The 25,542-nt window shown below is 42.4% G+C and carries 24 protein-coding genes; 5 read left to right on the forward strand and 19 right to left on the reverse strand.

Annotated elements, in window-relative coordinates:
• Positions 1–50 precede the first annotated feature (50 nt).
• From rpsC to rpsJ, 8 genes are all read right to left on the reverse strand, one after another.
• Complete coding sequence (rpsC, locus tag FW778_RS01710) at positions 51–878, reverse strand: 30S ribosomal protein S3 (RefSeq protein WP_150412863.1); 828 nt, start codon at positions 876–878, stop codon at positions 51–53.
• Positions 879–887: 9 nt separating this feature from the next.
• Positions 888–1,451 carry a 50S ribosomal protein L22 gene (gene rplV / locus FW778_RS01715; protein ID WP_150412865.1) on the reverse strand — a complete coding sequence of 188 codons (564 nt, stop codon included), beginning with the start codon at positions 1,449–1,451 and terminating at the stop codon, positions 888–890.
• A gap of 36 nt (positions 1,452–1,487) precedes the next feature.
• Positions 1,488–1,760 carry a 30S ribosomal protein S19 gene (gene rpsS, locus FW778_RS01720; protein ID WP_150412868.1) on the reverse strand — a complete coding sequence of 91 codons (273 nt, stop codon included), beginning with the start codon at positions 1,758–1,760 and terminating at the stop codon, positions 1,488–1,490.
• A 59-nt stretch (positions 1,761–1,819) separates the two neighbouring features.
• A complete protein-coding gene (gene rplB / locus FW778_RS01725) occupies positions 1,820–2,662 on the reverse strand; it encodes a 50S ribosomal protein L2 (RefSeq protein ID WP_150412870.1) in 843 nt (280 codons plus the stop codon).
• Positions 2,663–2,711: 49 nt separating this feature from the next.
• Positions 2,712–3,011, reverse strand: a complete 300-nt coding sequence (gene rplW, locus FW778_RS01730; protein ID WP_150412873.1) for a 50S ribosomal protein L23 — start codon at positions 3,009–3,011, stop codon at positions 2,712–2,714.
• Positions 3,012–3,048: 37 nt separating this feature from the next.
• On the reverse strand, positions 3,049–3,708 hold the full coding sequence (gene rplD / locus FW778_RS01735; protein WP_150412874.1) for a 50S ribosomal protein L4: 660 nt from the start codon (positions 3,706–3,708) through the stop codon (positions 3,049–3,051).
• A 1-nt stretch (position 3,709) separates the two neighbouring features.
• A complete protein-coding gene (gene rplC, locus FW778_RS01740; RefSeq protein ID WP_150412877.1) occupies positions 3,710–4,327 on the reverse strand; it encodes a 50S ribosomal protein L3 in 618 nt (205 codons plus the stop codon).
• Between the two features lie 126 nt (positions 4,328–4,453).
• On the reverse strand, positions 4,454–4,759 hold the full coding sequence (gene rpsJ, locus FW778_RS01745) for a 30S ribosomal protein S10 (RefSeq protein ID WP_123122649.1): 306 nt from the start codon (positions 4,757–4,759) through the stop codon (positions 4,454–4,456).
• A gap of 259 nt (positions 4,760–5,018) precedes the next feature.
• Here rpsJ and FW778_RS01750 point away from each other — a divergent pair, with 259 nt between their 5' ends.
• Complete coding sequence (locus tag FW778_RS01750; protein ID WP_150412879.1) at positions 5,019–5,534, forward strand: hypothetical protein; 516 nt, start codon at positions 5,019–5,021, stop codon at positions 5,532–5,534.
• A gap of 78 nt (positions 5,535–5,612) precedes the next feature.
• Here the strand turns inward: FW778_RS01750 and FW778_RS01755 are convergent, their stop codons facing one another.
• Entirely contained in the window at positions 5,613–6,215 is a 603-nt protein-coding gene (locus FW778_RS01755; RefSeq protein WP_150412880.1) for a peroxiredoxin, read from the reverse strand.
• Positions 6,216–6,516: 301 nt separating this feature from the next.
• Positions 6,517–6,741, reverse strand: a complete 225-nt coding sequence (locus FW778_RS01760; RefSeq protein ID WP_150412881.1) for a hypothetical protein — start codon at positions 6,739–6,741, stop codon at positions 6,517–6,519.
• A 444-nt stretch (positions 6,742–7,185) separates the two neighbouring features.
• Between FW778_RS01760 and FW778_RS01765 the strand changes: the two genes are divergently transcribed.
• On the forward strand, positions 7,186–7,689 hold the full coding sequence (locus FW778_RS01765) for a low affinity iron permease family protein (protein WP_150412882.1): 504 nt from the start codon (positions 7,186–7,188) through the stop codon (positions 7,687–7,689).
• Positions 7,690–7,742: 53 nt separating this feature from the next.
• On the opposite strand, the gene FW778_RS01770 is transcribed toward FW778_RS01765, so the two are convergent.
• On the reverse strand, positions 7,743–8,123 hold the full coding sequence (locus tag FW778_RS01770; protein ID WP_150412883.1) for a hypothetical protein: 381 nt from the start codon (positions 8,121–8,123) through the stop codon (positions 7,743–7,745).
• A gap of 142 nt (positions 8,124–8,265) precedes the next feature.
• Here FW778_RS01770 and FW778_RS01775 point away from each other — a divergent pair, with 142 nt between their 5' ends.
• Positions 8,266–8,586, forward strand: a complete 321-nt coding sequence (locus FW778_RS01775) for a hypothetical protein (protein WP_150412884.1) — start codon at positions 8,266–8,268, stop codon at positions 8,584–8,586.
• A gap of 528 nt (positions 8,587–9,114) precedes the next feature.
• Positions 9,115–9,864: an HD domain-containing protein gene (locus FW778_RS01780; protein WP_150412885.1), complete on the forward strand. Its 750-nt coding sequence runs from the start codon at positions 9,115–9,117 to the stop codon at positions 9,862–9,864.
• A gap of 342 nt (positions 9,865–10,206) precedes the next feature.
• Here FW778_RS01780 and FW778_RS01785 read toward each other — a convergent pair whose 3' ends face one another.
• The 6 genes from FW778_RS01785 to FW778_RS01810 form a co-directional block, all read right to left on the reverse strand.
• Positions 10,207–10,722, reverse strand: a complete 516-nt coding sequence (locus FW778_RS01785; RefSeq protein WP_150412886.1) for a hemerythrin domain-containing protein — start codon at positions 10,720–10,722, stop codon at positions 10,207–10,209.
• A gap of 380 nt (positions 10,723–11,102) precedes the next feature.
• Positions 11,103–12,290 carry a C1 family peptidase gene (locus FW778_RS01790; RefSeq protein ID WP_150412887.1) on the reverse strand — a complete coding sequence of 396 codons (1,188 nt, stop codon included), beginning with the start codon at positions 12,288–12,290 and terminating at the stop codon, positions 11,103–11,105.
• A gap of 710 nt (positions 12,291–13,000) precedes the next feature.
• A complete protein-coding gene (locus FW778_RS23665) occupies positions 13,001–13,372 on the reverse strand; it encodes a transposase (RefSeq protein ID WP_202552025.1) in 372 nt (123 codons plus the stop codon).
• Complete coding sequence (locus FW778_RS01800; protein ID WP_150412888.1) at positions 13,369–14,421, reverse strand: transposase; 1,053 nt, start codon at positions 14,419–14,421, stop codon at positions 13,369–13,371. Before FW778_RS01800 ends, FW778_RS23665 begins: the two co-directional genes overlap by 4 nt.
• A gap of 79 nt (positions 14,422–14,500) precedes the next feature.
• The gene (locus FW778_RS01805; RefSeq protein ID WP_150412889.1) at positions 14,501–14,824 is read right to left on the reverse strand and encodes a VOC family protein; all 324 of its coding nucleotides are present in this window, start codon (positions 14,822–14,824) and stop codon (positions 14,501–14,503) included.
• Positions 14,825–14,889: 65 nt separating this feature from the next.
• Positions 14,890–15,267 carry a hypothetical protein gene (locus tag FW778_RS01810; protein WP_150412890.1) on the reverse strand — a complete coding sequence of 126 codons (378 nt, stop codon included), beginning with the start codon at positions 15,265–15,267 and terminating at the stop codon, positions 14,890–14,892.
• Between the two features lie 461 nt (positions 15,268–15,728).
• On the opposite strand from FW778_RS01810, the gene FW778_RS01815 reads away from it, so the two are divergent.
• Positions 15,729–16,085, forward strand: coding sequence for a response regulator (locus tag FW778_RS01815; RefSeq protein WP_150412891.1), 357 nt, complete (start codon positions 15,729–15,731; stop codon positions 16,083–16,085).
• Here FW778_RS01815 and FW778_RS22955 read toward each other — a convergent pair whose 3' ends face one another.
• Positions 16,086–16,241, reverse strand: a complete 156-nt coding sequence (locus FW778_RS22955) for a hypothetical protein (protein ID WP_202552026.1) — start codon at positions 16,239–16,241, stop codon at positions 16,086–16,088. It abuts the gene before it with no gap.
• Between the two features lie 676 nt (positions 16,242–16,917).
• Complete coding sequence (locus tag FW778_RS01820; RefSeq protein ID WP_150412892.1) at positions 16,918–25,503, reverse strand: SpvB/TcaC N-terminal domain-containing protein; 8,586 nt, start codon at positions 25,501–25,503, stop codon at positions 16,918–16,920.
• Positions 25,504–25,542 lie beyond the last annotated feature (39 nt).

The following is a 25,542-nucleotide window of genomic DNA, read 5'->3' on the forward strand; positions in this document are numbered from 1 at the left end:
AAGTTGTTGAATAGTTGAAATCTTTTGTTTCAAAAAAGCTTTCAAAAAAATTATCTGCGTCCGCCGCCACCGCCACCTCGTCTATCTCCACCGCCTCCGCCTCTTCTATCTCCGCCACCGCCACCGCGTCTATCACCTCCCCTGTCACCACCACCGCGTCTGTCGCTGAATCCGCCTCTCCTATCACTCTGCATTTCGTTATCGCTTTTTCCGCCACCTGCAATTATATTCGGGTTAAGATCTCTTTTTGCAAGAACCTCACCTTTACAAATCCACACTTTCACTCCTATTTTACCATAAACGGTTTGTGCAAATACATTAGCATAATCGATGTCCATACGTAATGTATGCAATGGAGTACGCCCTTGTTTAATTTCTTCGCTACGTGCAATTTCGGCACCACCTAATCTTCCGCCTACTCTTACTTTAATCCCTTCTGCACCCATTCTAAGGGCAGAAGCAATTGACATCTTGATTGCTCTTTTATAATTGATACGATTTTCAATTTGTCTTGCGATCGTATCCGCTACAATATTTGCATCAAGCTCAGGACGGCGTATCTCAAGTATGTTTATCTGAACATCATCTTTACCGGTAAGCTTTTTCAATTCCTCTTTGATGCGGTCAACTTCTCCACCGCCTTTACCAATAATAATCCCGGGCTTTGAGGTATGAATAGTTACAATTAATTTATTAAGAGTACGCTCAATAACAATCTTTGCTATACCGCCTTTGTTAATACGGGCATTTAGATAAGTTCTTATTTTATCATCTTCAATCAACTTCTTCGCATAGTCTTTAGGGTGAGCAAACCAGTTGCTATCCCATCCACGGATGATTCCTAACCTGGCACCAATCGGATTTGTTTTTTGACCCATATTCGGTTTTTATTTTTTAGTTTTTTTAGCCGGAGATTTCTTTTCAGTTTTATCTTCAGCAGGCTTCTCTTTTTTAGTTGCTGTTTTAGCTGTTGCTTCCTTTTTCGTAGCCGCCTTTTTAGGAGCCGCTTTTCTTGGTGCAACCGCTTTTTCTTCTGTTTCCGGCACAACTTCATCAACTACAGGTTCAGCTTTAGCCAAACTTTTTTTCACAGAAGGAGTTCCATTATGATTTTTACTATCAACAATAATAGTAACGTGGTTGCTGCGTTTGCGAACCCGATACCCACGTCCTTGAGGAGCGGGGCGCATGCGTTTAATAACCCTTCCGCCATCTACCATAATTGTTTTTACAATCAGGCCTGCGTCTTCCACTTTTTCATCAGTGTTCTTTTGTTCCCAGTTATTAATAGCGCTCTTTAATAATTTATACATTGGCACAGCCGGGTGCTTAGGATTGAATTGCAAAATTCCTAACGCTTTCTCAACTTCAAGCCCACGTATCAAATCTGCCAGCAAACGCATTTTGCGGGGAGAAGTGGGGTAATTATTTAATTTAGCTACAGCTTCCATTTTATTTATTTTCTTTATTCAGCGTATATCTGAAAATTATGCGATCTTTTTACTTGAATGACCTTTAAAGTTTCTTGTTGGGGCAAATTCACCCAACTTATGCCCTACCATAAATTCCGTTACATATACAGGAATAAATTTATTTCCGTTATGCACCGCGAATGTGTGACCAACAAAGTCAGGAGTAATTGTAGAGCGACGCGACCATGTTTTGATAACACCTTTCTTCGATTTCCCCTCATTAATGCCAAGCACTTTATTCTCCAGCTTAGCTTCTACATAAGGACCTTTTTTAATTGAACGAGCCATAATTTATTTTTTGTTGATTTGCCATAACCCGTATGGCCATTTTAACGGTAATTGTTTATTTATTTATTAGGTAATTTCTTACCGTTCCTTCTTTGTATGATCATTTTATCTGAACCTTTTCCACGCACACGGGTGATTTGTCCCTTTGCATATTTACCGGTCCTGCTTCGTGGATGTCCGCCGGAAGCTTTACCTTCACCACCACCCATCGGGTGATCAACCGGGTTCATTGCCACACCTCTTGTCCTGGGTCTAACTCCCAGCCACCTGTTTCTACCCGCCTTGCCTTTGCTTTCAAGATTGTGATCACTATTGCTTACCACACCTACTGTTGCATAGCAGTTAATCAGAATTTTTCTTAGCTCCCCACTAGGCATTTTCAATACGGCGTATTTTTCTTCCTTATTCGCAAGTTGTGCGGATGAACCGGCACTTCTTGCCAATTTGCCGCCCTGGCCCGGTTGCATTTCAATATTGTGAATCACCGTTCCTAAAGGAATATTCTTAAGCATTAAAGCATTACCCAATTCAGGGGCAACCGCGTCGCCACTTATTATAGAAGCGCCGATCTGCAATCCCTGCGGAGCAAGTATGTATCTTTTCTCGCCGTCAACATGAGAAATTAAAGCGATGAATGCACTCCTGTTAGGATCATATTCAATTGACTTTACCGTTGCAGGAATATCTTTTTTATTTCTTTTAAAATCAATTACGCGATACATTTTTTTATGCCCGCCGCCCAAATAGCGCATGCTCCTGCGGCCCTGTGCATTGCGGCCTGCAGTGTGATGCACTTTTTCTACCAAACTCTTTTCAGGAACGTTTGTAGTAACTTCTGCATACGCATTACCAATTCTCCAGCGTGTTCCTGCGGTTGTTGGTTTGTATTTTCTTAAAGCCATTTTAATTTATTTTAGTCCCGGTTGTAACGGGATTTTAAAAATTATTCCCTTATATATTTCCGTATAAATCTATGCTTTCACCTTCGGCCACGGTAACTACTGCTTTCTTCTTTGCAGGTTTACGTCCTGTAAGTAAACCCGCTTTGGTATTGCGTTGTTTAACTTTTGAAGGCATCGTTAATGTATTTACATCTTCCACCTGGATACCGTAAAACTCTTCTACCGCTTTCTTAATCTCCAGTTTGTTGGCCTTCCTGTTAACAATAAAGGTATAGCGATTATGCTTTTCCGTTAGACGGTTCACTTTCTCTGACAATACCGGCTTTATTAAAACTTCAGACAGTTTCATGTCTTTTTAATTTTTTTGTTTCTTAAATTACTTTCTTCTATTTCGTCGCTTCTGCTGCTTCTTTATTTTGGTCTTCGTTTTCTTCAACAAATATCTTCGCCGCGCTTTCAGTAAATACTACCGTATCGGAATTCATGATATCATAAGTATTGACATCGCTCAGTAATGTTCCACAGATGGAAGGTGCATTCCTGAAACTCTTATACACATTGTCATTATGCTCCGGCATTATAAATAAAGCCTTCCTGCTTTCCGGAACTATTGTATTAAATATTTGAGCGAATTTTTTAGTGGCAGGCGCTTCCATGGTGATATCTTCAACAATAAAAATTTTATTTTCTTTCGCTTTAGAACTTAGTGCACCAATTTTAGCAAGGTCTTTTACCTTGCGGTTCAGTTTAATATCATAACCATGAGGCTTTGGTCCGAAAACCGTACCACCACCTTTATATAACGGGTTACGAAGATTTCCTTTACGGCTTCCACCGGTACCTTTTTGCTTATGAAGTTTCTTTGAAGAACCTTCTACCTCGGCCCTCGTTTTTACTTTATGAGTACCCTGGCGGCGGGCGGCTAAATGTTGCTTTACAGCCAGCCAGATAACATGACTATTAGGATCTGCACCAAATATTTCATCAGGTAACTCGATATTTCGGCCGGTCTTTTTTCCTTCTATATTTATTATATCTAATTTCATATTACTTCTTAATTAAAAGGATGGAACCATTATGGCCGGGAACCGAGCCACTTATTAATAAATAATTTTTTTCAGGAAAGATCTTCACCACCTTCAGGCCTTTTACCTGTACTTTATCGCTGCCCATACGGCCAGCCATACGCATACCTTTAAATACTCTTGAAGGATAAGAAGATCCGCCAACAGAGCCGGGCGCCCTGGATCTGTCATGCTGGCCGTGAGACTGCTCGCCCACTCCATGAAAGCCATGACGTTTTACAACACCCTGGAACCCCTTTCCCTTAGTGGTGCCTTCAACAATCACTTTATCGCCTTCATTAAATATGTCAACACTAATGGTGTCGCCAATATTTTTATCTGTTTCGCTATCGCGTATTTCTTTTACGAATTTCTTTGCCGGTGTATTTGCCTTGGCAAAATGGTTTTTTTCTGAGAGGAGGGTATGCTTTTCTTTTTTATCTCCAAAAGCAATCTGGACTGCATTATATCCGTCAGTATCTACAGTTTTCTTCTGAGTTACAACACATGGGCCAGCTTCAATAATGGTCACAGCAGTCTGCCTGCCGTTAGTATCGAAAATGCTGGTCATGCCAACTTTCTTTCCAATAATACTTTTCATTTCTATTTTAATTATATCCAGCGCTCTACTTCGACAAGCTTAGTATAGATGGATGTTACAATTTTATATAAGAACTTTTTAAGCCTCATCCCGTTCTTCTCGTCATGGAGAAGGGGAAGATAACTTTTATGCTTTTATTTCTACGTCCACACCAGATGGCAAATCAAGCTTTGATAGCGCATCTACTGTTCTTGAACTGCTGGTATAAATATCCAGCAAACGCTTGTGCGTACACAATTGAAACTGCTCACGTGCCTTTTTATTAACGTGAGGTGAACGCAAAACAGTAAATATTTTTTTATGAGTAGGTAAAGGAATAGGACCTGTAACTACTGCTCCTGTGCTGCGAACGGTCTTAACAATTTTTTCTGCTGATTTATCAACAAGATTATGATCGTAAGACTGAAGTTTAATTCTGATTCTCTGAGACATATTTAAAGAACTTTTATCAGACCAATTTATTTTGGGAGTGCAAAAGTATGGATAATGAATTAAACAACAAAGAATAAATTGTAAGATTTAAAAAATAACCATTCTTTGATAGTCAAGCTCAGGAATGCGGGTTGAGGACGCCCGCCAAGAAGAGGGGCCTTGGGGGGAAGTAGTATTACCTGGCTTATGATTTTTCCAAAAGAAAAAATGATCTTAGATTTATGGAATATTGATTAATCAAAGGTTAAAAAACTTTTTAATGAAACCAACAAGCAGGCTTTTTTTTGTTGTGCTAATACTGGTTGTTCTTCAAAACGGCAGCGTATTCGGTCAACTGGCGGGTGCGAATCTTGCAGCTCATGGAGTGTTGGCACTTATAGGTGGTAACCGTGAAAAAAAACAGGAAAGACTTATTGATAAATCCACTACACAGGAAAAGATAAGCGGTTTAAATGTAAGCGTGCTGCGCGTAAAAGAATCAGATATAAAAAGTAAAGCTAAAGCCCATATTATAGCACTGCAAAACCGGCTAACCCAATATAACACTCAATATAAAAACAATCAACCGCTTACTGTGCCAAAGAAAGACAGTGATTTAATAGCCATCCAGGATATTGATGAAAACTGGCCAGTGGATGAGTATGCAAGCGAATTAAGAGCTTATAAGCGATATGCTTCTCAGCAGAAACAACAAATGTCGACTGCACCGGCGGACGGCTTACACACAATGCCTGCCAACCTTACAAAAAAAGATACCACCGGCACAAAATTATAAATGGATTGCTTTCCGTGCGCAGGCTGGAGCCGATAAATAATTATTTTAGATGATGCCCAACCAACTCCCCGCTTCAAACTACAGTTTCGATACAATTGCCAATGACTTTTTTACATGTTCATCAGGCGATATATGGTCTGTTGCTGATGAAAACACGGCTACGATTTTTCCATCTTTATTAATAATGAATGTTGTCCGCGGGATGAAGCCGTGCGTAACCTGCTGGCCCGTTACATCTTTAGCACCCGGTTGCGGAGGCTTCAACTCCAGGCCATACATTGCTGCAATGTTACCTCCGGGGTCCGAAGCCACAGGAAATTTACCTGCACAGTAATCGGGATTAGATGAGAATGAATTCAAACGCTGAATATCATCCGCTGATACCCCAATAATGGTGGTTCCTGCTGCCGTAAATTTATCCTTAAATTCGGCGAAAGTATGAGCTTCCAAATCACAGCCACCTGTGTATGCTGCAGGATAAAAGTATAATACCACAGGTCCTTTCGCAAGGGCTTTTTTTAATGAAAAATCGAATTCATTGCCTGCCAGGCTAGCCTTGCTGGTGAACAGGGGTGCTTTGGAACCATTTGACAATACCTTTGATTGTGCAAAGCTATGCGGACTAATGAAGAGCACCAGCCCAAAAATTAAAAGGAGCGGGAGATAATTTTTCTTTGACATGGCGAATTGCTTTTTTTATACAACTAGAAATCTCTCACAAACATACATAGAATTGGGGGATAAAAGGTGTGATAGAGGAAATCCTTAAGCGGATAACAAGGATATAAACTCATCCACAGTTTAGGTTGACCACGGACGAATGCCTTTCAAAGAACTTGCTTAGGCAGGATCACCTCCGCTTTCGTTAGTTTGTCTCCCAGGGTTAGTAGCGCTTGTGGGGAATCCCGCATTCTGTGGTTTGTGAGATAAAAACCACGGAGATAGATACAATCGAATCTATATAAATTCCTAACTCTTCACTTCAGTGTTTCAATGCTGCGACACTAATCTTTGGCCCGGATGTTAAATCTGTCCGATGCACCTTTTGTAAACTTGAATGATGTTGCGGGACGGTTTGAACCGGGTGTGAATTACAAGTTCCCAAAGCGTAGTAAATAATTATAAAAACAATGATAGTTCCAAAACATCCGCCTCCAAGCTTTTTGGCACCATAGCCGGCTATTATTGTTCTAAGAAAATTATTCATGCTTATAAGTTTTAAGAATTGTTATTAATAATCATGCCAGGGATTTCTTCTTGTTACTTTTGCTAATTTTTAAGCTGATTCCTGTTATTCAACACTATAGCTAAATTTGAAGTCAACCGCCTCACGCTTATTACTGTTTGGGTTACGTCTCATACACCAACGATCGCAAGCATGATCATCACAACCACTTTCTTGGCCGAAGAGGCGCGAAAGATAAAAAACAATAAATATTTTGTAATGCTTACAGCGTGCCTGTAATTTTATTTATAGTTAAAATATATAACGCTTGAACCTTATTTGCTTAATATTGATATAACAAACATTAATGGAATATAAACAAGTTACGGAAATGAAAAATCTCCTTATCCAATAGAATTATCAATTGATAAAAGTCCGGTTAATGCAATTTTTTTTAAATTTTATTACTAACAATCAAACAATAATATGAAAAAGAAAAGTGAGCTACGCTCAAACTATAGCTTTGAAAGATTCGCATCGTCTGTAACGAAAGCAACAGGCACCACCGCTGCATTTATGGTGGCATTTTTAATAATAATTATATGGGTTGTTGCCGGGCCCTTGTTTCACTATTCAGAAACCTGGCAAACTTTTATAAGTACCGGCGCAACTATCATAACATTCCTGATGGTATTCTTAATTCAGAAAACACAAAACAAACATTCTTTGGCCATACAACTGAAGCTCAATGAACTCGTGGCAGCAAATGAAATTGCAAGTAACCGGCTGCTTAATGCAGAAAACATGACCGAGGAAGAGCTAAAAGTAATTCATAAGTATTATACAAAGCTCAGCGATTTCGCTAAAAAAGAAGAGACGTTGCAGCAGCCGCATTCCATAGATGAAGTTCATCACCTGCATGATATTAAGAACGAGATGGAGCAGGAACTAAAAGATACAGAACAAAAGAACGATGATACCAGGGATTAAGCTATGAAATAAAAAACCCCGCAATTGCAGGGCTGACTTAAGAAGGTGAATTATTAATCCCTGTCATCATCACGATACATCCTGTGATGTCTTGACTCTCTGTTCCACGACCTGTATGAACGATCTTCCCATCCTCTTTGATTGTCGCGTGAATAGCCATGTTGATCTCTCCTCATATCTCCCCTGTCCTGGCTGTCTCTGTCATTATTATATCCATAGTTATTTTCAGTATTCCGGTTGTTTCGTTGGTTATTGCTGTAACCTCCATTACCATATCCGGAGTTTTGTGAATATTGATCCGTATTGTTTTCGGAATTTTGGTTTGACTGGTATCCGTTACCGTTAGGTTGATTAGTTTGCCGGCGATGGCCTGATTGGGCAAATGAAGTGCTTAAACACCCTGCAAAGAATAATAGTGTAATAATCTTTTTCATACTCAGGAATTCAACCATTGAGATATTGTTTCAATTAAAGATGTTAAAGAACCCCGCGTTTTTGATGTTGTGTAATACTTAACAGAAAAGAAGTTCACCTTTGATTGGTAATAATTCAATTACAATCTCAAATAAAATGAAGATGAAAAAAATTGTATCTCTTTTAATAACCGGTTTGGTACTTTGCGCTGGGGCGATGGCTCAGTCAAAAGATGTCAAACAGGACAAGAAAGAACTTAAAAATTCAGTGAAAGACAAAAAAGAAGATAAAAAAGAAACCCGCAAGGATCTCGGACATCTAAGAATTAAATCTGCAATGCAGAAGAATAGAGAAGTTGGACGCCATCGCAGGAGCATTCATAAACAAGGTGAACATCTTGAAAATCACGGCGTAAAACATCCCGTAGCATCGGCAAAGCACCAGGTTCACGAAGAAAAAGAAGCTAAAAAAGATAAAGACTAAATTAATTACACTTCGCATAGAGAAACATTTGATGAAGTAATCTATAGAAGGTGATCAATCTTTCAGGTCCTGGTAACACAGGGCTTTTTTATTATACACCTTATATTGAATGTGCAAACGATTGGATCTTTCATTGGTTCTTCTATTTCCTCCTGTCATTCAGCACTTATAACCGCATGCATTATCATTCTCATAATTTAGAGAGAAGTAACCTGCGCTGCTTTGCAGGAGACATGCTGAAATTCGCTACTGTTCTTTCATCCTTTAGTTAAGTTAAGAGCTGCATCTTTTGTGGTTCTTCCTGCGATTGCCATAATGGTACATTTTAATTGCTATAAAATGATTGATTGATTGAAGAGGACTAAATAGCGCCGGATTTTTTTGTTTCAATTTTATTCGGATATTTCTCATTCCCCGGCAATATGAATGATTACTTAATGATGAGATTTCAACTGTAACAATTATTTATACCTTGTATGTGGGATATCGAACTTTTATACCCCTATCTTCAGACCAAAGGCATTTAAAATGATAATATTTGATTTCATTACCACTCGCACTCGTATTCCCCGTAAAGATTTAGATGAAAAAAAGATTAAGCCAAAAAGATATTCCTTAAAACCGCTAGGGGATATTAAGGAGACCCGTGCAAAAATGAATAATTATTTGCAGTTGCTGGAGGAAATAAGTACCCAGGTTATAAGCTTGTTTATTGAACCGCGGGTTAACATTTTAATGTATCACAACGTAGAACATACAAAAACAGTTGTAAAAAGAACTTCTGAAATAGCAGCTAATTACCATTTGAGTGAGACTGAATTATTTATCTTATCGGCCGCAGCATGGTTTCACGATACGGGTCAACTTATGGGTGATGCAGACTTACATGAACATAGAGGTGTTATATTAATGAAGAAATTTCTTCAAACAAAAGGCCTCGCAAAAGAAGTAATGAATAAAATTGAAGGCTGCATTTACGCAACAAGGTTACCGCAAAATCCTAAATCATTATTGGAAGAAATTGTTTGTGATGCAGATACTTATAATTTGGGCACTGAAGCCTTTATTACAACTGATGAATTATTAAAAAAGGAATTTGAACTAAGAAACATGCCTATCGATAATTGGGAAGAAAAAACATTGAAGTTTCTTCTAAGCCACAATTATTTTACTACGTATTGCCACGCGTTATTGAATAAGGGCAGAGAAAAAAATATTGATTTAGTACGTTATCGTGTGAAAGAAAAAACTGGTGATATAATCATACACACAGGCTAATAACATGCTCACCATAACGCTACATTCCTTGTGAATATATCATTTTTGCCTTTGCTGGTCTTCTACTTCCAAAATTAAAAACAGTTACCAAAACTGTAAGAGGCCGCCGATGTTCCTGTGTGGCTGGGCATGGCCCGGTGCGTTTTCAGGAACACCAACAACTGGATGAAATAATAATTCCCCAAACCGCTTTTACTATATCAGATTACTCGCAGATTATTTAAACGTTGTACGGGAAAGCGCAGTAAGCGTATTTTCTTATTTAAACATTCTCATCGCGGCATGAAGGTTCCGGAAAAAATACCCTTCTTTATCCCTGCTTGCGGATATTTCAGTTGATTTTTAGTCAGGTAGCCGGATAATCTCATCAAAATCATAACCTGCTCTTGCCAGCGCCCGCCTAGCTGATTCTATGGCAATGGGCGCGGGATTCGGAGGATGTACGGGTACTTCTTCTGTCTGTGCCAGTTGGTCTAAAAGTTCCTGCGTTTGGCCATGCGTCAATGCCTCACAAACATCGTACAATCCTCCCGGTTTCTCTTCAGCCAAATCGTGTTTTTCCAAAACATGCCTCATCACTTTTATCAGAGACAATGCAGGTGGAGGCACTATTAAGGCAGTCAGCGCTCCGTGTTCCAGCCGATACCTTGGAATGAGTTCCTGCATCAGGGCATGATTCGCTTTTTTTGCAGCTGGGAAGAGGGTTTTCTCCTCCATTTTAATATGTCGCAATAAACCGGTTCGAAATTGATGATAATATTTCATTTCAATTTCGCCCGGTTGCTCAGTCGCCTTACTCAATAAGTCATCAAGCCGGTGATGATCTTTTGTGAAAAAATGATGCAAGGGTTTGTTCATAAATTCTTATAAGGGCAATGTTTTCAAATTTACTGATATTCCGGCAAAGCGATAACCTCACTTATACTGATTTGTATTTTTTTGATTTGAATGGTTTGTGCGGAATGAATACTTAATAGTTCTCTTTCCCCGGCTACACTTAGTGTGCTCATAACAGTTAGTTGCGCTATTCCTAGGTTTCCTCCACGGCGGACAAGTGTAACTAAGGACTTACGAACATTGAATCTATAACAAAAATTCAGTTTTAATGAGACTACGTTGCTTGCCATAATAATAATTTCCGGCAGACAGCAGGGTTTCAAAGTTATACCCAATAAAAAAAACCTCCCTGTGCGGAAGGTTTTGAAAAACTTGTAAGATCATTAATTACAATTAACCATCTATTGCACCAAAACAAAAAGATTATTATTACCCACAACCTTGCTGTTTTTTAAAACGGAATACGGTAGTAAAAAATGGCCGTAATAGCCCCAGGGTGTGCCCCAAGAATTTTGTACAATAAAGTATCCGCCACCGGTTGTACTTCCTGAGCCGCTGCCATCATCAAAATAGCCTACGAGAGGAACAGCATGGCCCCCGAGGGCCCGCAGTCCTTTGCTTAAAGTGCCCTTGGTAAGCGGGTTATAAATATAGCTGGATGTGTTAAGACCTTCAAAGACCGTATAATTATGATTATCGTATACGGTAAAACCCATAAGCACAGGCTTGTTATTTAAAATAGCATATTTACAATTATTCACTTCTGCCACATCTCCTGTTCCGGGAATGTAGTAATATCCGGCACTGGTAGTTCCGGAAGTTCCGGTAGAGCCACTTTGCGAGCCAATAACGAAATTGGTTGCATTGCTGATGGCAGCTGAGCCGGGAGGTGTGGTAAATTGCGTGGAAGATGACGTTGCTACATTGTATCCCTGTGAATTAAGGGTGATTGGGTAAGGGTAAAGGTCTTCGGTGCTTTCCCCTTCAGGCGTAATGGCAGTGCCGCTTCCGGAATTATTTGTTAGTCCCTGCAAGGCTTGTCCTATATTCACCATAGTCGCACCGGGGTCTGAAGTAATGGAATAGTTTTCAATTTTTACTCTTTCTACATAATATAAAAAAAGCGGCGCGAGCGACCCATCTGTACCGAAATAAGTAGAAGGAGCAGAAAACTTGTTGGAAACAATTGCAGCCATTGCACCGGAGGTGCTCGTTATGGATGGCTGGGCTGGCGTAGCTCCGCCCTTCGCATAATATTTTAGAACCTCGTTGGCTTCCGTACCGCAAAAGCCGGTACAGGATCCTATCTGCCCCTGGTCCCTGACTGCCGGCGTGGTAATGAGGTAGCTGGCAGGGAGCGTGCCTGGATAAGTTAAACCATCCGGGATAACACCTTTATTGAATATCGAAGGGGAGAAAACCGGTAGTATGGACACCGCGGCGTCCGATGCAGGAAGTAATCCATACACATGAGGTACAATGCCTGTTTGCGTAGGGGTAGCACTTTCTTTAATGTTGCTTTTGGAGCAACTGACAATAGCCAATGCCACAAGAACGGGTAGAGCGAGTTTTTGAAGGAGTGTTTTCATGCTGAATAAGTTTTATCCAAATTATTCTTTTTCCGCCATAAGACATTTTAACCATGTCATGCTTGTGTCATATTCGTTAAGAAATAGTTAATGGAGAGGGATATATTTCTTTGAGTAGCCGATATACAGTTAAAACATGTTTATTTTTTTTGAATTACCTGTTTCTTCATAAGCCGAAGCATCCCTGCTTGCAAGGTTAGGTATTCTTTCGTGCATTCATGTGGAAGGATATGGTGTGCAGTTCTTCATTGGGTAATCATGGAATTTATACTTACATCTCACGAAAATAAATGAGCAAATCTCTTTTAATAACTTTCAACATAGATGATGTATGCATTGCGAATAACGGTAACGGTTATATTAACCCACTGCGCCGGAAAGCCACAGTGGGTTTTATTATTTTTTGCTTTTGCTGGTCTTCCATCAGTTTGAACCTACCATCATCGTCCTAAACCATCCAATGTGTAAGAACACAAACTCATCCCCGCTGCTTCACACCCTTTCTAAATTGCCATATTACATTCATAGGGGTACCTCACAATAACAAATGCATTAACTTCTACCCATGCGGGCCTTTTTGTTTACCAGCCTGTTTGGTCTTATCAGGCTGACCGAGAATTATTTTTTCTTTTTCAATAATAGGATTGTCTTTTTCAGATAAGTAATTCAGTACTTTGGTTTAAAGTTTAAAAACCCAGTAGGATTAATTTTTATTTCATATTAAATGGATATTTTACTTTCCATATTTTTTTTATGTTATGTGTCAAACATATCAGTTGCCATTCAGCATTTACCTTTTCCAATGTTCGTAAATGAAGCATGGTGTATTTTAAATTGTGTTTGATATTGCCGAAGATGGGTTCTATAATCTGTTGTCTTAACCTGTAAATTTTTTTACCTTCAGGACTATCAAGCAGTTTTCTGATCTGTGTTCTTAAATGGGTTCTGTTTTCAACATGTATTTGTCGTGCATTTCCTTTAGTGCATAAAAGTTTGCTCGGGCATTTACTGCATTGCGTTCCCCGATATACTTTACTTTTTTGTTTGTTGGCTTTATGTACTATTTCAGAATAATAAGTCAATGTTTTTCCTTCGGGGCAAATGAACTGGTTATTTTTTCATCATAAACAAAGTGATTATGATGGAAAGGATTTAAGGCAGCTTTAATGGGTTCCATTTCTTTCTCCTGATCAGGTACAAGGATAGTTTTATCTAATTCATTTAGTTGTTCATAATTATCATAGGAGGCATAACCACTATCTGCAAGTATGGTATTTGTTTTCTGTTGAGTATTACTTTCTGCTTGCTGTATAACAGGTAGCAAATGTTCTTTATCACTTGCTGCATTAGTTACATAAGCGCTTACGATTATACCGTTAGTAGTAGTAGAAGTCTGGCAATTATAATTAGTTCTTAAATTGCCTGCGCCACGTATTACTTTGGCATCGTTATCCGTAAGATTAATTCTATCACTATCCTCCCTTACCTGATTTAATGCTTCCTTTATTTTATTCTTAAGTTTTTCTTTTGTGTTTATTTCTTTAGGCAGTTCATCACCTCTGCTATCACCATACTTTTTATCTTCTTCCTTATCCGTAGCTTCTGCCTGTTCCATTACTTCTTTAGCCTTTTGTTCGATATTTTGTAACCATTGCTCGTATTGTTCTTTTGTTTTTGAGAGCCTGCTACTGGCATTGGCTCTTACCTTTGTTGAGTCTATAACAAGTGTTCCAATATTTACCATATTCATCGCCTGGCATAACTTCAAAACCTCTATAAAAAGGTGTTGAACTATATCTGTATTATTCTTCCTAAAATCGTTAATAGTTCTGAAGTCGGGTTTATACATGCAAGCCAAAAACATAAACGCTACATCGCTTTCGCAGGCTGCGGCAATCTTTCTCCCAGACCGAATGCCAATAGCATATCCATAAAATAATAGCTTCAGTAAAAGTTTAGGATGATAACTTTTCTGTCCTAAATAACTATAACTATTTTCAATAGCAGAGGTATCAATGTTATCAACTACTTCATCTATCAGTCTTGCCAAATGATCCTCCTTAATAAAATCTTCAACGGAAGGTGGCAATAAAAAATATTGAGTATTGTTTTGAGGTTTAAATTTTTGCATGTTTATAAGACAACAATCACCTGATCTTTGTTGCTTCAAAATCACAATTCTCGGTCAGCCTGTTATTGCCAACAGTGCGTCACCTTATTTCCTGCCCGATAAACAGCAGTGCTTTTGTTTCCGGGATTATCACATGAACTTCCCGCATTCCGTATTCGCGATCGAAGGGTTGATTGGCTTTTATTCCGGCAAGTTTGTCTTTCATATGGTTCCATACCGTTTCAATATCATCCACTTCAAGATAAAATTCCATCTCTCCAATATCCGGGCCTGCCCTTAAAATATGTACCGTTAGATTGTCCTTATATAAAATGACATAAGTTTTGTCATCCCTCGCAATCCTGAAGTCAAGCAAGTCAATAAAGAATGAAACCGTCTTTTCTATATTAAAAGAAGGGATCATCGGACTTATGTATTTTGCTTTGTACACTATCGTTAAGTATTGAGGGTTATATTACAAGAAAGGGTTCACTGCGTGAAATGAAGAGTACCGTTGAGTAAGTAAAAGAATAATAAAAATAATCCGGTTACTTTATTTATAAAAAAATTCCTGAGTGGATGAAAACTCTTTTTCAGATAAATAGTAGTGTGAATGCCGCATTTATTGTGTTTCACATTTAGCATTGGAGCAGGCCTGTCTGGCATTGACGAAAATGTCACGATATAAATCTCAAATCCTACCACTATATAGTTGACACCTTCAATAATTACTTTTTCAGTTCTCGCAATAGTTTGTGTGGGAACAATCCCTGACAAAACCGACATATCTTTCGTTTCTAAAATTAAATTTCCCGTACCACTTTCCCTGAAAATATAGATAGTACTATTGTCATTATTGTTTTTCATATCTGTAATTTTTTTAATTAAGATTCCGCTGGTCTTATTTCAAACTATTAAGATACGGCTTGAGGGTATGATGGGAAGGAGTATGTTAATAAAGCGCCCGTATTCAACCAAATTGGTTTCCTGTGCTTAAAGGTACATTACTTACATGGCACCGGCTCATCTGTTTTGTTAACTATTTCATGCCATGAAAGTATGCCTGTAAACGGCTCTGACGATAAATGCAATATTAACGAAGAGCTGTTTACCTGTCCCTGAAGAGATGCAAAGTGCCCGTGCCGAGCCGCACTGGGTCAATTGAAACCAGGCTAATCATCTTAAGGCAGAGAGGATGCCTCTGTACCGTTTAAGCAGGCAGTTTACATGAAGCCAATACATCTTGCCTCTCATGCACGTGTTGTAAAATTCCCGTTTGTGACCAAGTGCTTCAAAATGTTCTGGCGCAATTGTTGGCGCTTATAAGTATGAAAAATATCCTGCTGGTGGATGACGATATTGATATAATCGATCTTGTCAGTTCACTTCTTACCCGCAATAACTTTATCGCAAAGGCTATCACCGGAGGCACCCATATCTTTGAAGTAATTAAAGACTTTTCACCGCACCTTATTTTGCTTGATATATCGCTTGGTACAGAGGATGGCCGTGAAATTTGTAAACGAATTAAGCAAGCGAAAGAAACCCGGAACATTCCTATAATCCTGTTTTCTGCCCACAACGATTTAATTAACCACATAAAGGGTTACCTGTCCAACGCATCACTTGCCAAACCTTTTGCTACCTCGGAACTGCTGGATACAATAAGAAAATATATTGCATGATTAGTGCTTATAATATTCCACACTAATATAGATCAGCCAGAGAATGGCGGGTATCGTGGTCTTGCCTTCGCAGGTGTTTTCCGGTTCCAAATTTAATGAACTACAGGATTGTAATGAATGTATTCCATCTTTTGTATAAACACCTCCTTTTTCCATAAGTCAATACTTAAAGGATTACGTTCCCAAAACTGGTACTTTCTGTCTTTTGCCAATACATAACTCTCTAAGAGTTGTTGGTGATTGCTGAGCTACAAGACCAGCAGCACGAACACGCAACAACAACGGCGGCGTGTGGCGTGCATGGCTCGGAGCATTTTTAGGAACACCAACAACTGCATGAAATTTAACCGAAAATCCCGGATAAAAGGCAAGGGAATCCCATAGGAAAAGGGGTTATTTTTTTTCGTATGAACTGCTCATGGATTGCTTTGTAATCCATTCAGAAGCGGGCCCGGTTTTCCCGGTGCATGCCTTATAGCGGTGGGCCCTGTACATAGATGACCCATTTTATTTGCCTTTTTCGTTTGCGGGTTTCGGTTAGAGCGATGGAACCCAGTTGAGGCTTGTGTTTCCCATCCTTCGGGAGAATCATAACTTTGCTGGCAGGGCTTCGAATAGGGCTAACTGTTATGCCGTAGAAGAAAAAGCTTTAAGCCAGGGTCATACGGGGGTATCCCGGGGGGAGACGTTTTTCCTATTTCATACTGCAAAAAAGGTTGTCAAACGCGGGAGATTGACAACCTTAGGAAACAGTATTTTGGTATTAACTGATGTTTATTTTACCGGACCCGCCAATACGTCCAGGCCACTGGCTCTTTACCGGATCGTTCGCTTACCGTAAACCCCTCTTTTGCCACATCTGCCGGGTCCTTAGCATTTTGGCAAAAGTAGAGATACTTTTCTTCTTAGCGTTTTCCCAGTTCTTCCTGATATTCTCCTGCTTCTCCTTCTGACTTTCCAACCAGGTTTTTTTGTGCGGATCGGTGGTAAACACGTTTACACCCAAAAGACTTAGTGTAACATGATATTGCTTTCCGGCACTTTTTCCGTTCTGCACGTTTGCACCAGCGTTGGGAGAATTCACGGATGAGCCATCTTCTTGATTTTCGATTTCGGTTAGCGTTTGTATCAACTTCTGCGTTTCTATTGCTGTCAATACTTTTTCTTTTGAAGCGGCCCGTTGTGCCATTTCATTTTTCTTGTTTTCGACCAGGGTGCGTATCAAATCTTTCTGTTGTTCTCCTGTCAATTCACTGAACCATTTGTGACGACCGTCGGGATCTATGTAGGTTATCGGGTTGTTTTGTACGTAGGCATAAGGTGACGTACTGATTTCAGTCGGCAGATCCCACGAGGGATCCACGTTCTCCCAGGTACTTGTGACCGGGTCATAATACCGGCCACCATAATAATACAATCCCGTTTCATCGTCCAGTTCTTTACCATTATATAGGTAGGGAGTCCGCTGCTGGTTGCTGTGCTCATCAATGAACGTTTCGCCAAAAGGAAAATATTCCAGGTGTTGATACACTTCACCGGAAGCGTCAGTAATGAATGCTGAACTACCCAAATGATCAACATGATAGTAAAACTGGAACGTTGAAATTTTATTACCGTTGCCGCTGACATTAAGAGAGCTGGCAATCCGTTGTCCGTCTATATAGTAGTGCTTGGTGTAATCGCCACTACGCACTACTTCATAAGGATTAACGTAGATAACGTAATTGCCCGTGCCACTTGTTTGGGCGGCCTTTTTACCATTAATGGAAACCGTTTGCCCGTTGCCAGTGTTCTTCAATACCCTTTCACCGGCTGCATCGTAAGTATAATTGAATTGCTGCCCGTTATCAGAAAGTGCCTGTATCCTGTTCTCTTCATCCCAGGTGATTTCGCGGTTTTGAGCGCTTACGTCATCCTGCCAGCCAGCCTGATTGCCATTGGCATCGTACGAATATGCGTCGGTTCCAATATGAATAGGCGCATGTGGCTGGGTTCCGGCGGTGCTGTAATTATATGCATAGTTATAGCTTGTCTGGATTTGCCTTGTCCAGGTTGTATCCACATTTCCCCTTCGTTCGTGCAATTGTATTTTACTGAGTAAAGAGGACACGGTGTTATAAGTCATGGCCTGGGTGAAACGGTCCTGGTGCGTGCTCGTGCTAAACAAACCACTGGAATTGGTAACCCGGTACAGGTCATCGTAATTAAACTGGTAGGAGGAAGAACCGCCCATCATGTTACTTGGAGGCACGGGCGCCGCGTTCGAGATATTAAGAATTTCATTTTCATTATCCCAGGTTAAGGTATTGTCCATCATGAAACGGCCGGCCCTTGTTTTCGCTGTCATCTTTGCCAGTTCACGACGTTGAGCACCGAAGGTGTTAGTCATTTCTGTGCCATTGCCATACTGCATGAACACCCGCGTTTCGAATTTGTCATACCCCATTTGCGTAAGATAGTTGTAGGTCATCCCATTATACACACCCGTCATGTTCAGCAAAGAGCCTCCCACATTGTAGTTGTACGTCAGGTTTTCCCCGTCCGGGTAAACCATGGCGGTCAACCGATTCCACGTGTCATACGTCCATTGGGTAGTATAGGTTAATGGAAGCGTATCGGGCACGTTAATCACCCGGATGTTTTTTACAACTGCTCCCAGTGGGTTATAGAAAAATTCTTGTGTACCACTGGCGTCCTGCTGTTTCGATATCCTGCCCGCCCTGAAGAACGTTTCCCCGGGCGCTCCATAGGTGAGGGTCACGTTGTTTTGCGGGTTTATTGGATAGGTGATTTTAACCAGTCGCTCCCGGTCATACGTGTACCTGATACCTACGCCGCCGCTTTGTAAATTGGCCGTGGTCTTTTCTACCAGATTGCCGGCAAGGTCATACTTATAGTTCGTGGTGCCGGCGTCGGGGTGTACATCGCTGGTTTTTGTGCCGAACTGGTCATACGCCATTGTGATCACTTTGTTCTGGTCATCGGTCACCTTTACCAGTTCATTCACCGGATTGTAATCGTAGCTCGTCCAAACATCGCTACCCTGGCTGTACTGCTGTTTTGTGGCTTTCAAAAGTTCCCTTACGTTGAGGAAACTTTCGGTACTGATGCCATTGGCATCAGTTGACGTGGTTTTAAATTGCACTACGCCGTTGCGATCGTTGCCAAACCCGTATGTCCATTTTCGCATAACGCGGTCGGGTAATGTATCGGTGAGCATTCTGTCCATTACGTCATATGTCATTAGGTAGGGAGCCACCGTGTCTGCGCCCGTGTTGTAGATGCCAAGCGTGCTTCCTTTCGGTTCTGTGAGCGGGTACCACTGTTTTATGGGTCTGAAAAATGCATCGAAGACAGTGGAACCGGAAACAACCATTACTTCCTGGTCCGCAGCCTTCGCACCGCTGAACAGGGCAATATCTTTTTTGGTCTGCACTTCCCTTCCTATACCATCACGGAAGGAGGCAGTTTCCAGGTAGTTTCCGGGATGCGCCGGATCATAATGTTTCGCCAGCGCCCATGCAACCGGATCGTCAGGATGGTATTCAAAGGCAATTGTGAATGGCTGGCCGGAAGCAATTTCCAGCGGCCTGCGGATGGTCAGTAACCTTCCCGCATCATCAAGGGTATATTGTGTCTGCTGCCCGTTCAGGTCGGTACTCGTAAGTTGTTGTCCAAACCTCACATCGTAGGTAGCATTGGAAGAATAACCGTATGAATCAGATGTTTTGGTGATATACGTTTGAACATCTCCGTCATATTCGTAGGTATACGCCACTCGTTGGCCGGCAGCATTTTGCGGACGGGTAAGGCTTGCGAGGTTGCCGTACGGGTCGTAGGTCATGTCATACTTAGCCACATCGCCGGATGCAAGATACAGCCGTGTTTGTGTGATGTTGCCCGTATTGTTATCGATATCAGATGCACGCTGCCGGTAGGTCGTACCGCTACCTGATACGGTAACGGAGCTGGGTACATTCATAATATATTTGCCGGGAACCGAATGATAACTGATGATTGTTGACACGTCATCGTCAGTGCCGGGATCGCCAAAGTCGGTCGACCGGGACAGATTTCCCAACGGGTCATATGAATACGTGGTGCTGTCTGTTTTACCTGCCGCAGCCTGTCCCTCATAAAATAGTTTATATGTTTTTACCAGTGCAGGGAAGGCGGCGCCATCATCCGTTTGAGCAAAAGCATCCGGAAGTGTGGCCCCGGAAGAAATGCTCTTCAGTTCAATAGTGTTCACAACTTCGGTAAACTTATTACCCTTAGCATCTTTTAATACAGTGGATTTCAAGAGACCTTTGTTATAGTAATTATCGGTAAAGTAGTCGTCTTCGGTAGTACGGTACAGGGCATCTCCATGGTCGGTATCGAGGTCTTTGGTAATCACTTTTCCAAACCCATAGAATTCCCTTTCATTCCGGTTATATTTTCCGGCTCCGTAGTCATAAACACTGCTCGTGTGCTCTGGTCCGTCACCGGCAAGGCCGTCATATAAATCCACCCGGGATAACGCCCATACGTTGTTAGGCAAATCATAGGTGTTGCCCACCCGCTTATAATCCATTACAAAACTTCCCCCCAGCGGACGGGTTACTTTTTTAAGCAGGTTGGTTCTTCGTATCGTCGATCGTGAAACGGTAAGCTTGCTGTCTTCATCAGATTGGAGGTAGTCGGGAAAACCATCACCATCCATATCGTCAAACTGTACCTGGGTCCTGTCGGCACCCTGTGAAATAGTTATCTGGGGATTAATGCACAGCTTTACGATAGGAAGAATCGGTATAATGGAAATACCTACCGTAAAGGCAATGTTAAGAGATTCGCCGGTAGAAGCGCCATTGTTGACAAAGCTGGCACCGGTCCATGGGATCGCCGGGCCAAAGCCATTGCCCGTATTCAGTCGTACTATAAGAGGGTTGACTCCCTGGATATAATCCAGCAGCCCGTCACCATTTACATCAAGGAGCGTCTTATTGGTGACGTTGTCACTTCGGGTAAGAGAAATTCCCGCTGCGATGCTATAGTCTTCGATATTAATGCTGATACCGCCGCCATAATTGAGCGATGTTCCGTCGCTCAAACCGCTGTAGCCCCATTGTTCGGCGGGCAGGAATGAATATCCCACGTTGAGTTCCACCATGCCGTCGGAATGCACCCGGTCCGGGAGGCCGTCGCCGTTTACGTCCATAAAGGCAACAGTTTCATTATCGAAATTAGCGCCAAAACTGCCGGAAACGCCGGCCGAACCCCGTGACTTTGCCTCTGCAGCATCCGATTTGGCCCCTCCCGATGTTTTAGAAGCATTGGGAGAAGTGGAAAATGCCAATGAGCCCCCTGCAGTTCCCCCCACAGAGGTATGATTGGAAAAAGTAACATCTCCAAAGCCCAAAGGCTTTGCAGTCGGTTCGAGGCTACCGTACGGGTTTGTATATTGAATCTTGCTATTGGAGAGGATATCCGGGTAGCCGTCACCGTTCATGTCTGTAAAATCATAAACGAATTTGGTCGTCCCCGTACTTACTCCTATTCCCAGCTCCCCACCGGGGGTGGCGACACCCACGCTGAAATCATCTGTTTGCGCGACCTTTTTAATACCTACGGCGCCGGAGGCAGAACCTGCAGTGGATACAACAACCGGGTTCACCGGGAGTATATCGTCCCTGCCCATGCGGGATGAACTGATTGTATCCTGCGTAACGAATGCTAAGTTGTCGTAACCAATCCATGCTTTTCGCTGATTATCCGGCGCCATGTAGATGAATTTATCGTCCTTAGGCTGGTACCCGCCGTGGCCATCATAAGCCTGTTGCATTTGATTCGCCGAGGCGGTTGGGTTACTTGTATCCACCAAAGGGCTCAGGTCGATGCGTGTTCCTGCTGAGTCAAAAAACGCCTGATTCAAATGTAAATCACTTTCTATGATCGGTTGATTAGCGCGGTCCCTGTTGCCGTTGTAGGCGAATTGACCCCAGTGGCGATACATGGGGCCGAAAATGAAAGAGTTGTCCAGGGCATGAAAACCGCCCTGTAAGGTATCTGCTTTGCTGTGCTTGGGGCGCACGATCACGGTGTCAGCTTCGAGAGCATACGCCACCGTGGTGTCCGCCGTATGGTATTCAAAAAACACCTTGTCACCACTGTTAAGAATGGCCGTCAGGTCCGGGTGGGTGCCGACCTTACCATCCGATACTGGTATTGTTTCTTCTGCAATCAGCTCATTTTCTCTTTTTACGGAAAAAACAACCTGACCCGTCCCAGAACTTAAGCTGAACGTCGGTTTAGCCACGATCGAAAAAGTATCCTTTGAAGGCGCTGTCCAGGGCAGGCTGGGAATAACTGTTTTTGTGAAGGCCTTGAAATCGACCGTGGGGGAGATTTTGACCAACGCGTTACCACTGTCATCAACCACCCGCGGTATCTTCGGATCGTCTGAGGCAATATAATACAGGTTGGGATCCCAATGCAACGATGTCCAGTCAATATTCGACGGCGAAGTAACACGGAAATACAGGTTTTCACCTTTAAGCACTTTTTGCTCGATGGACACAGGAACGGTTGTTGCCTGGTCCCAGTTTACCTGTTTTTGCAGAAGTGTGGTGAAGACTTGGTTGTTCTCCTTCAATATTGTAAACACTACATTTTCGGAAGTAACTGGTTTGGTAAAATCGCCCTGGATGTGAATTGTGCCATCGATCGGCATACCCACTGAAAGAGGTGCAGACATCAGGAAGTCTTTGCCCGACTGAAATTGGTAAATCGGTTGGCCATTCGCATCATTTAAACCGTCAACATGGTTGCTGTAGGTTATTTGGGGTACCCAATGTACCTGGTCGTACGCACCATTAAATATAGATTGAACCCTGAAATAAATGCGATCACCTTTTTGAACCGGAACTGCATTTACCCCGGTAGGTGTTTTAGGGGTAAAGTCGTTGGCACTGATGGTTGAAGACCAAAGCTCCGTGCCCTTATGCTGTATGGCTACGCGTACCCCATCAGCTGCCGTGTACGACGTAGCGGTGGCGCTGGTGTCCTGGTCCAGGGTTACCGGCGCATTGATATTTACCGTTCCATCGAAGGGAGCCACCCATACTTTCACTACATCGTGCAAAGGATTGTCGTCAATAGCTTTTTGCAACGCCGCGGGATCGTTTTCTACGAGGCTGTTGTCGATTCCGGAAGATGACTGGATAGGACTGGGAGTATCACCGCTTGAAGTCGTAAACGTCGGGTTTCCGTTTGCATCCAGGTGGTTAAAAAACACAGTTCCGTTGTTGACGATATCTACCAATCCGTCGGCATTCACATCAGTGAGATACACATTGGCAATATCTTCGGAATGCACATAGCCCAAGCCTGCATAAATGAAAAAATTAGATTCCAATCCTACGTTTACGCCCCAGTTGAGGCCCTGGTTGAAGTCGTTAACCCCGTTTATCGGCAAACGCGGGCCAAATGCTATATTGCTGTCTACTGCAGATTGATTCGCACGATAATATAGTTTACCACCTTGCTTAAAGACTTTATCGACCAGGCCGTCTCCATTGATATCAACGAGGGCCAACATGCCTTCATTGGTGGAAATATTAAATCCAAAAGCAATACCTGCGGTATTGGATTTGGAAGCCAGGTCATCATCATCCGGGCCGATCGTAACGGCTAAACCGAAACCTCCGCCGATGGACTTATTTCCGCTCAGCGCAGATGCATGATCCTGGAACCCGGGAATAGGATTTAAAAAGGTTCCCTTTACATTGTCAGCCTGTGGATTCCATTCTTGTGGCCCTGTCAACGGCTGGTAGGCGCCATTTGTTTGAACATCATTGTAATAATCGAAGGTATGGGTAGTAAAAAGCTTACCGGTGGCATCAAATTGTTTAATGTTCTGCAGCAGTGTCTTATAAAAGGCACCCTCCGTATAATTCAGTTCATAAGACCGGACGGCCTGGCCATTGTATTGCACCACAACTTTCCTGAGCAAGTCTGCCATAACCTGTTTGAAGCCGAGGCGTCCGCTGATGCTGATATCTTTCCTTTTCGGCTCACCAAGATCACGATCGCGGGTAAAAGCCACGTTATACTTGCCCTCGGTGTTTCCATGGCCGGTGTAGCTGACGGAGGCGAGGTACAGGTTCTTGCCCATATATGTGGCTCCGGGGGTTCCGGCGTCCCAAACCCTGGTGTAGCGATACCTGACGAAATTGTCATTAAGATCCCTGGCTTCCGTTAGAGCCCAGTAAGCTATATTGCCAGTGGTATCCTTCAGAACTGCGGTAGGATCCACTCCATTATTGGGATCGCCACCGAAAAACCGGCGCGTACCGTTTTTCTTTGTTACTTCCCACCAATAATTGGAAGGGTTGCTGCCATGCCTGACAGTCTTCTGAAAGTCATTTTCCACCCTCGGGTAAAACTGTTTCTCACTGGTACGGGCGACTGCCGCAGCCCGGTGGGCTATCGGGCTCAGTTGTGCGCCGTCAAGGGTGTAGGTTTCTGTTTCCAGGTTCGCATCATACCTCGGTACTCCCCAGCGCGTCTCAATAGAAACTGCCGGCGTGCTTAGGTCCCAGCCAAGGCCCAGCCAGCCATCAGAACCACCGCTGTTATATTGTACGCTCAGATCAGGCTGCATGCCCCTCCTGCCGGCTGGCAGCGTAATCGGGTAGTCCAAAGTAGCACTTCCGGATGAGTTGGCAACCGGTGGCGCTATGATCACAATTTGAGAAGTGGCATCAGGATACTGGATACCAGACATGGAGTTTGGAGTATTGGCCACCGTCGCGGGTGATTCGGGAACTTCAATTATCGCGTCAATCATATCCGTAAAATGCGTGGAGATAGAAATGATCTTTTTATTGATTTCGTCTACAGACGCTCTGGGCAGTTGGATCCAGTGCTTATCTTTTTCGTCAAAGAAGAAAGTAGCCACATCCCTGGCAGTATAACCCCGGGGTATCTTCGCTTTGTCGTATTCAAGGCTAATCGTAACAGGCTTTTTAAAATGACTTCCATGAGGCAAGAAGCGGTAGCCGGAATATTGGCCCGTTACGTTAATTAGTCCAGCGTCGAGGACGGGAATATCAGCTTCCTGCAACGCGGTAACCGATAACATGGCGGGAGTTAACATTGCATCGGCCGGAACATGAAGTGCAGCACCGGTAAGGCTAATATCCGTAGCCCGGCTGCCAGCCCATTTTCTTACGGTCATGGAGCCCAATTCAGAACCGGGCGTTTCTGCCTTTGGTTTCCGGGTGTTAGACCGACTGTTCAACGCCATCCGGTGACCCTTATATTCTATGTGTTTCCAGGTATTGAAAAAGGGGTGCGGAGCTGGCGCATCGGCTAAACCAGACGAACACACGCAAACGATAATAATTGAGAGCAGCCGTATTGGAAAAAGTTTCATATATATAATTGATGGCCAGCAAACAGGCCGTTCTTAAAA

The organism is Ginsengibacter hankyongi (genome assembly GCF_008710285.1).
Classification (GTDB): domain Bacteria; phylum Bacteroidota; class Bacteroidia; order Chitinophagales; family Chitinophagaceae; genus Ginsengibacter; species Ginsengibacter hankyongi.

Excerpts from the sequence above, each read along its gene's own strand:
- FW778_RS22955 (WP_202552026.1), bottom strand. The coding sequence starts at position 16,241 with ATGGAAAAAGGAGGTGTTTATACAAAAGATGGAATACATTCATTACAA.
- FW778_RS01750 (WP_150412879.1), top strand. The coding sequence starts at position 5,019 with ATGAAACCAACAAGCAGGCTTTTTTTTGTTGTGCTAATACTGGTTGTT.
- FW778_RS01790 (WP_150412887.1), bottom strand. The coding sequence starts at position 12,290 with ATGAAAACACTCCTTCAAAAACTCGCTCTACCCGTTCTTGTGGCATTG.
- FW778_RS01785 (WP_150412886.1), bottom strand. The coding sequence starts at position 10,722 with ATGAACAAACCCTTGCATCATTTTTTCACAAAAGATCATCACCGGCTT.
- rplC (WP_150412877.1), bottom strand. The coding sequence starts at position 4,327 with ATGAAAAGTATTATTGGAAAGAAAGTTGGCATGACCAGCATTTTCGAT.
- rpsC (WP_150412863.1), bottom strand. The coding sequence starts at position 878 with ATGGGTCAAAAAACAAATCCGATTGGTGCCAGGTTAGGAATCATCCGT.
- FW778_RS01765 (WP_150412882.1), top strand. The coding sequence starts at position 7,186 with ATGAAAAAGAAAAGTGAGCTACGCTCAAACTATAGCTTTGAAAGATTC.
- FW778_RS01805 (WP_150412889.1), bottom strand. The coding sequence starts at position 14,824 with ATGATCCCTTCTTTTAATATAGAAAAGACGGTTTCATTCTTTATTGAC.
- FW778_RS01755 (WP_150412880.1), bottom strand. The coding sequence starts at position 6,215 with ATGTCAAAGAAAAATTATCTCCCGCTCCTTTTAATTTTTGGGCTGGTG.
- FW778_RS01820 (WP_150412892.1), bottom strand. The coding sequence starts at position 25,503 with ATGAAACTTTTTCCAATACGGCTGCTCTCAATTATTATCGTTTGCGTG.
- rplW (WP_150412873.1), bottom strand. The coding sequence starts at position 3,011 with ATGAAACTGTCTGAAGTTTTAATAAAGCCGGTATTGTCAGAGAAAGTG.
- rplD (WP_150412874.1), bottom strand. The coding sequence starts at position 3,708 with ATGAAATTAGATATAATAAATATAGAAGGAAAAAAGACCGGCCGAAAT.
- FW778_RS01770 (WP_150412883.1), bottom strand. The coding sequence starts at position 8,123 with ATGAAAAAGATTATTACACTATTATTCTTTGCAGGGTGTTTAAGCACT.
- FW778_RS01815 (WP_150412891.1), top strand. The coding sequence starts at position 15,729 with ATGAAAAATATCCTGCTGGTGGATGACGATATTGATATAATCGATCTT.
- FW778_RS01800 (WP_150412888.1), bottom strand. The coding sequence starts at position 14,421 with ATGCAAAAATTTAAACCTCAAAACAATACTCAATATTTTTTATTGCCA.
- rpsJ (WP_123122649.1), bottom strand. The coding sequence starts at position 4,759 with ATGTCTCAGAGAATCAGAATTAAACTTCAGTCTTACGATCATAATCTT.
- rplV (WP_150412865.1), bottom strand. The coding sequence starts at position 1,451 with ATGGAAGCTGTAGCTAAATTAAATAATTACCCCACTTCTCCCCGCAAA.
- FW778_RS01780 (WP_150412885.1), top strand. The coding sequence starts at position 9,115 with ATGATAATATTTGATTTCATTACCACTCGCACTCGTATTCCCCGTAAA.
- FW778_RS01775 (WP_150412884.1), top strand. The coding sequence starts at position 8,266 with ATGAAAAAAATTGTATCTCTTTTAATAACCGGTTTGGTACTTTGCGCT.
- FW778_RS01810 (WP_150412890.1), bottom strand. The coding sequence starts at position 15,267 with ATGAAAAACAATAATGACAATAGTACTATCTATATTTTCAGGGAAAGT.
- FW778_RS01760 (WP_150412881.1), bottom strand. The coding sequence starts at position 6,741 with ATGAATAATTTTCTTAGAACAATAATAGCCGGCTATGGTGCCAAAAAG.
- rpsS (WP_150412868.1), bottom strand. The coding sequence starts at position 1,760 with ATGGCTCGTTCAATTAAAAAAGGTCCTTATGTAGAAGCTAAGCTGGAG.
- rplB (WP_150412870.1), bottom strand. The coding sequence starts at position 2,662 with ATGGCTTTAAGAAAATACAAACCAACAACCGCAGGAACACGCTGGAGA.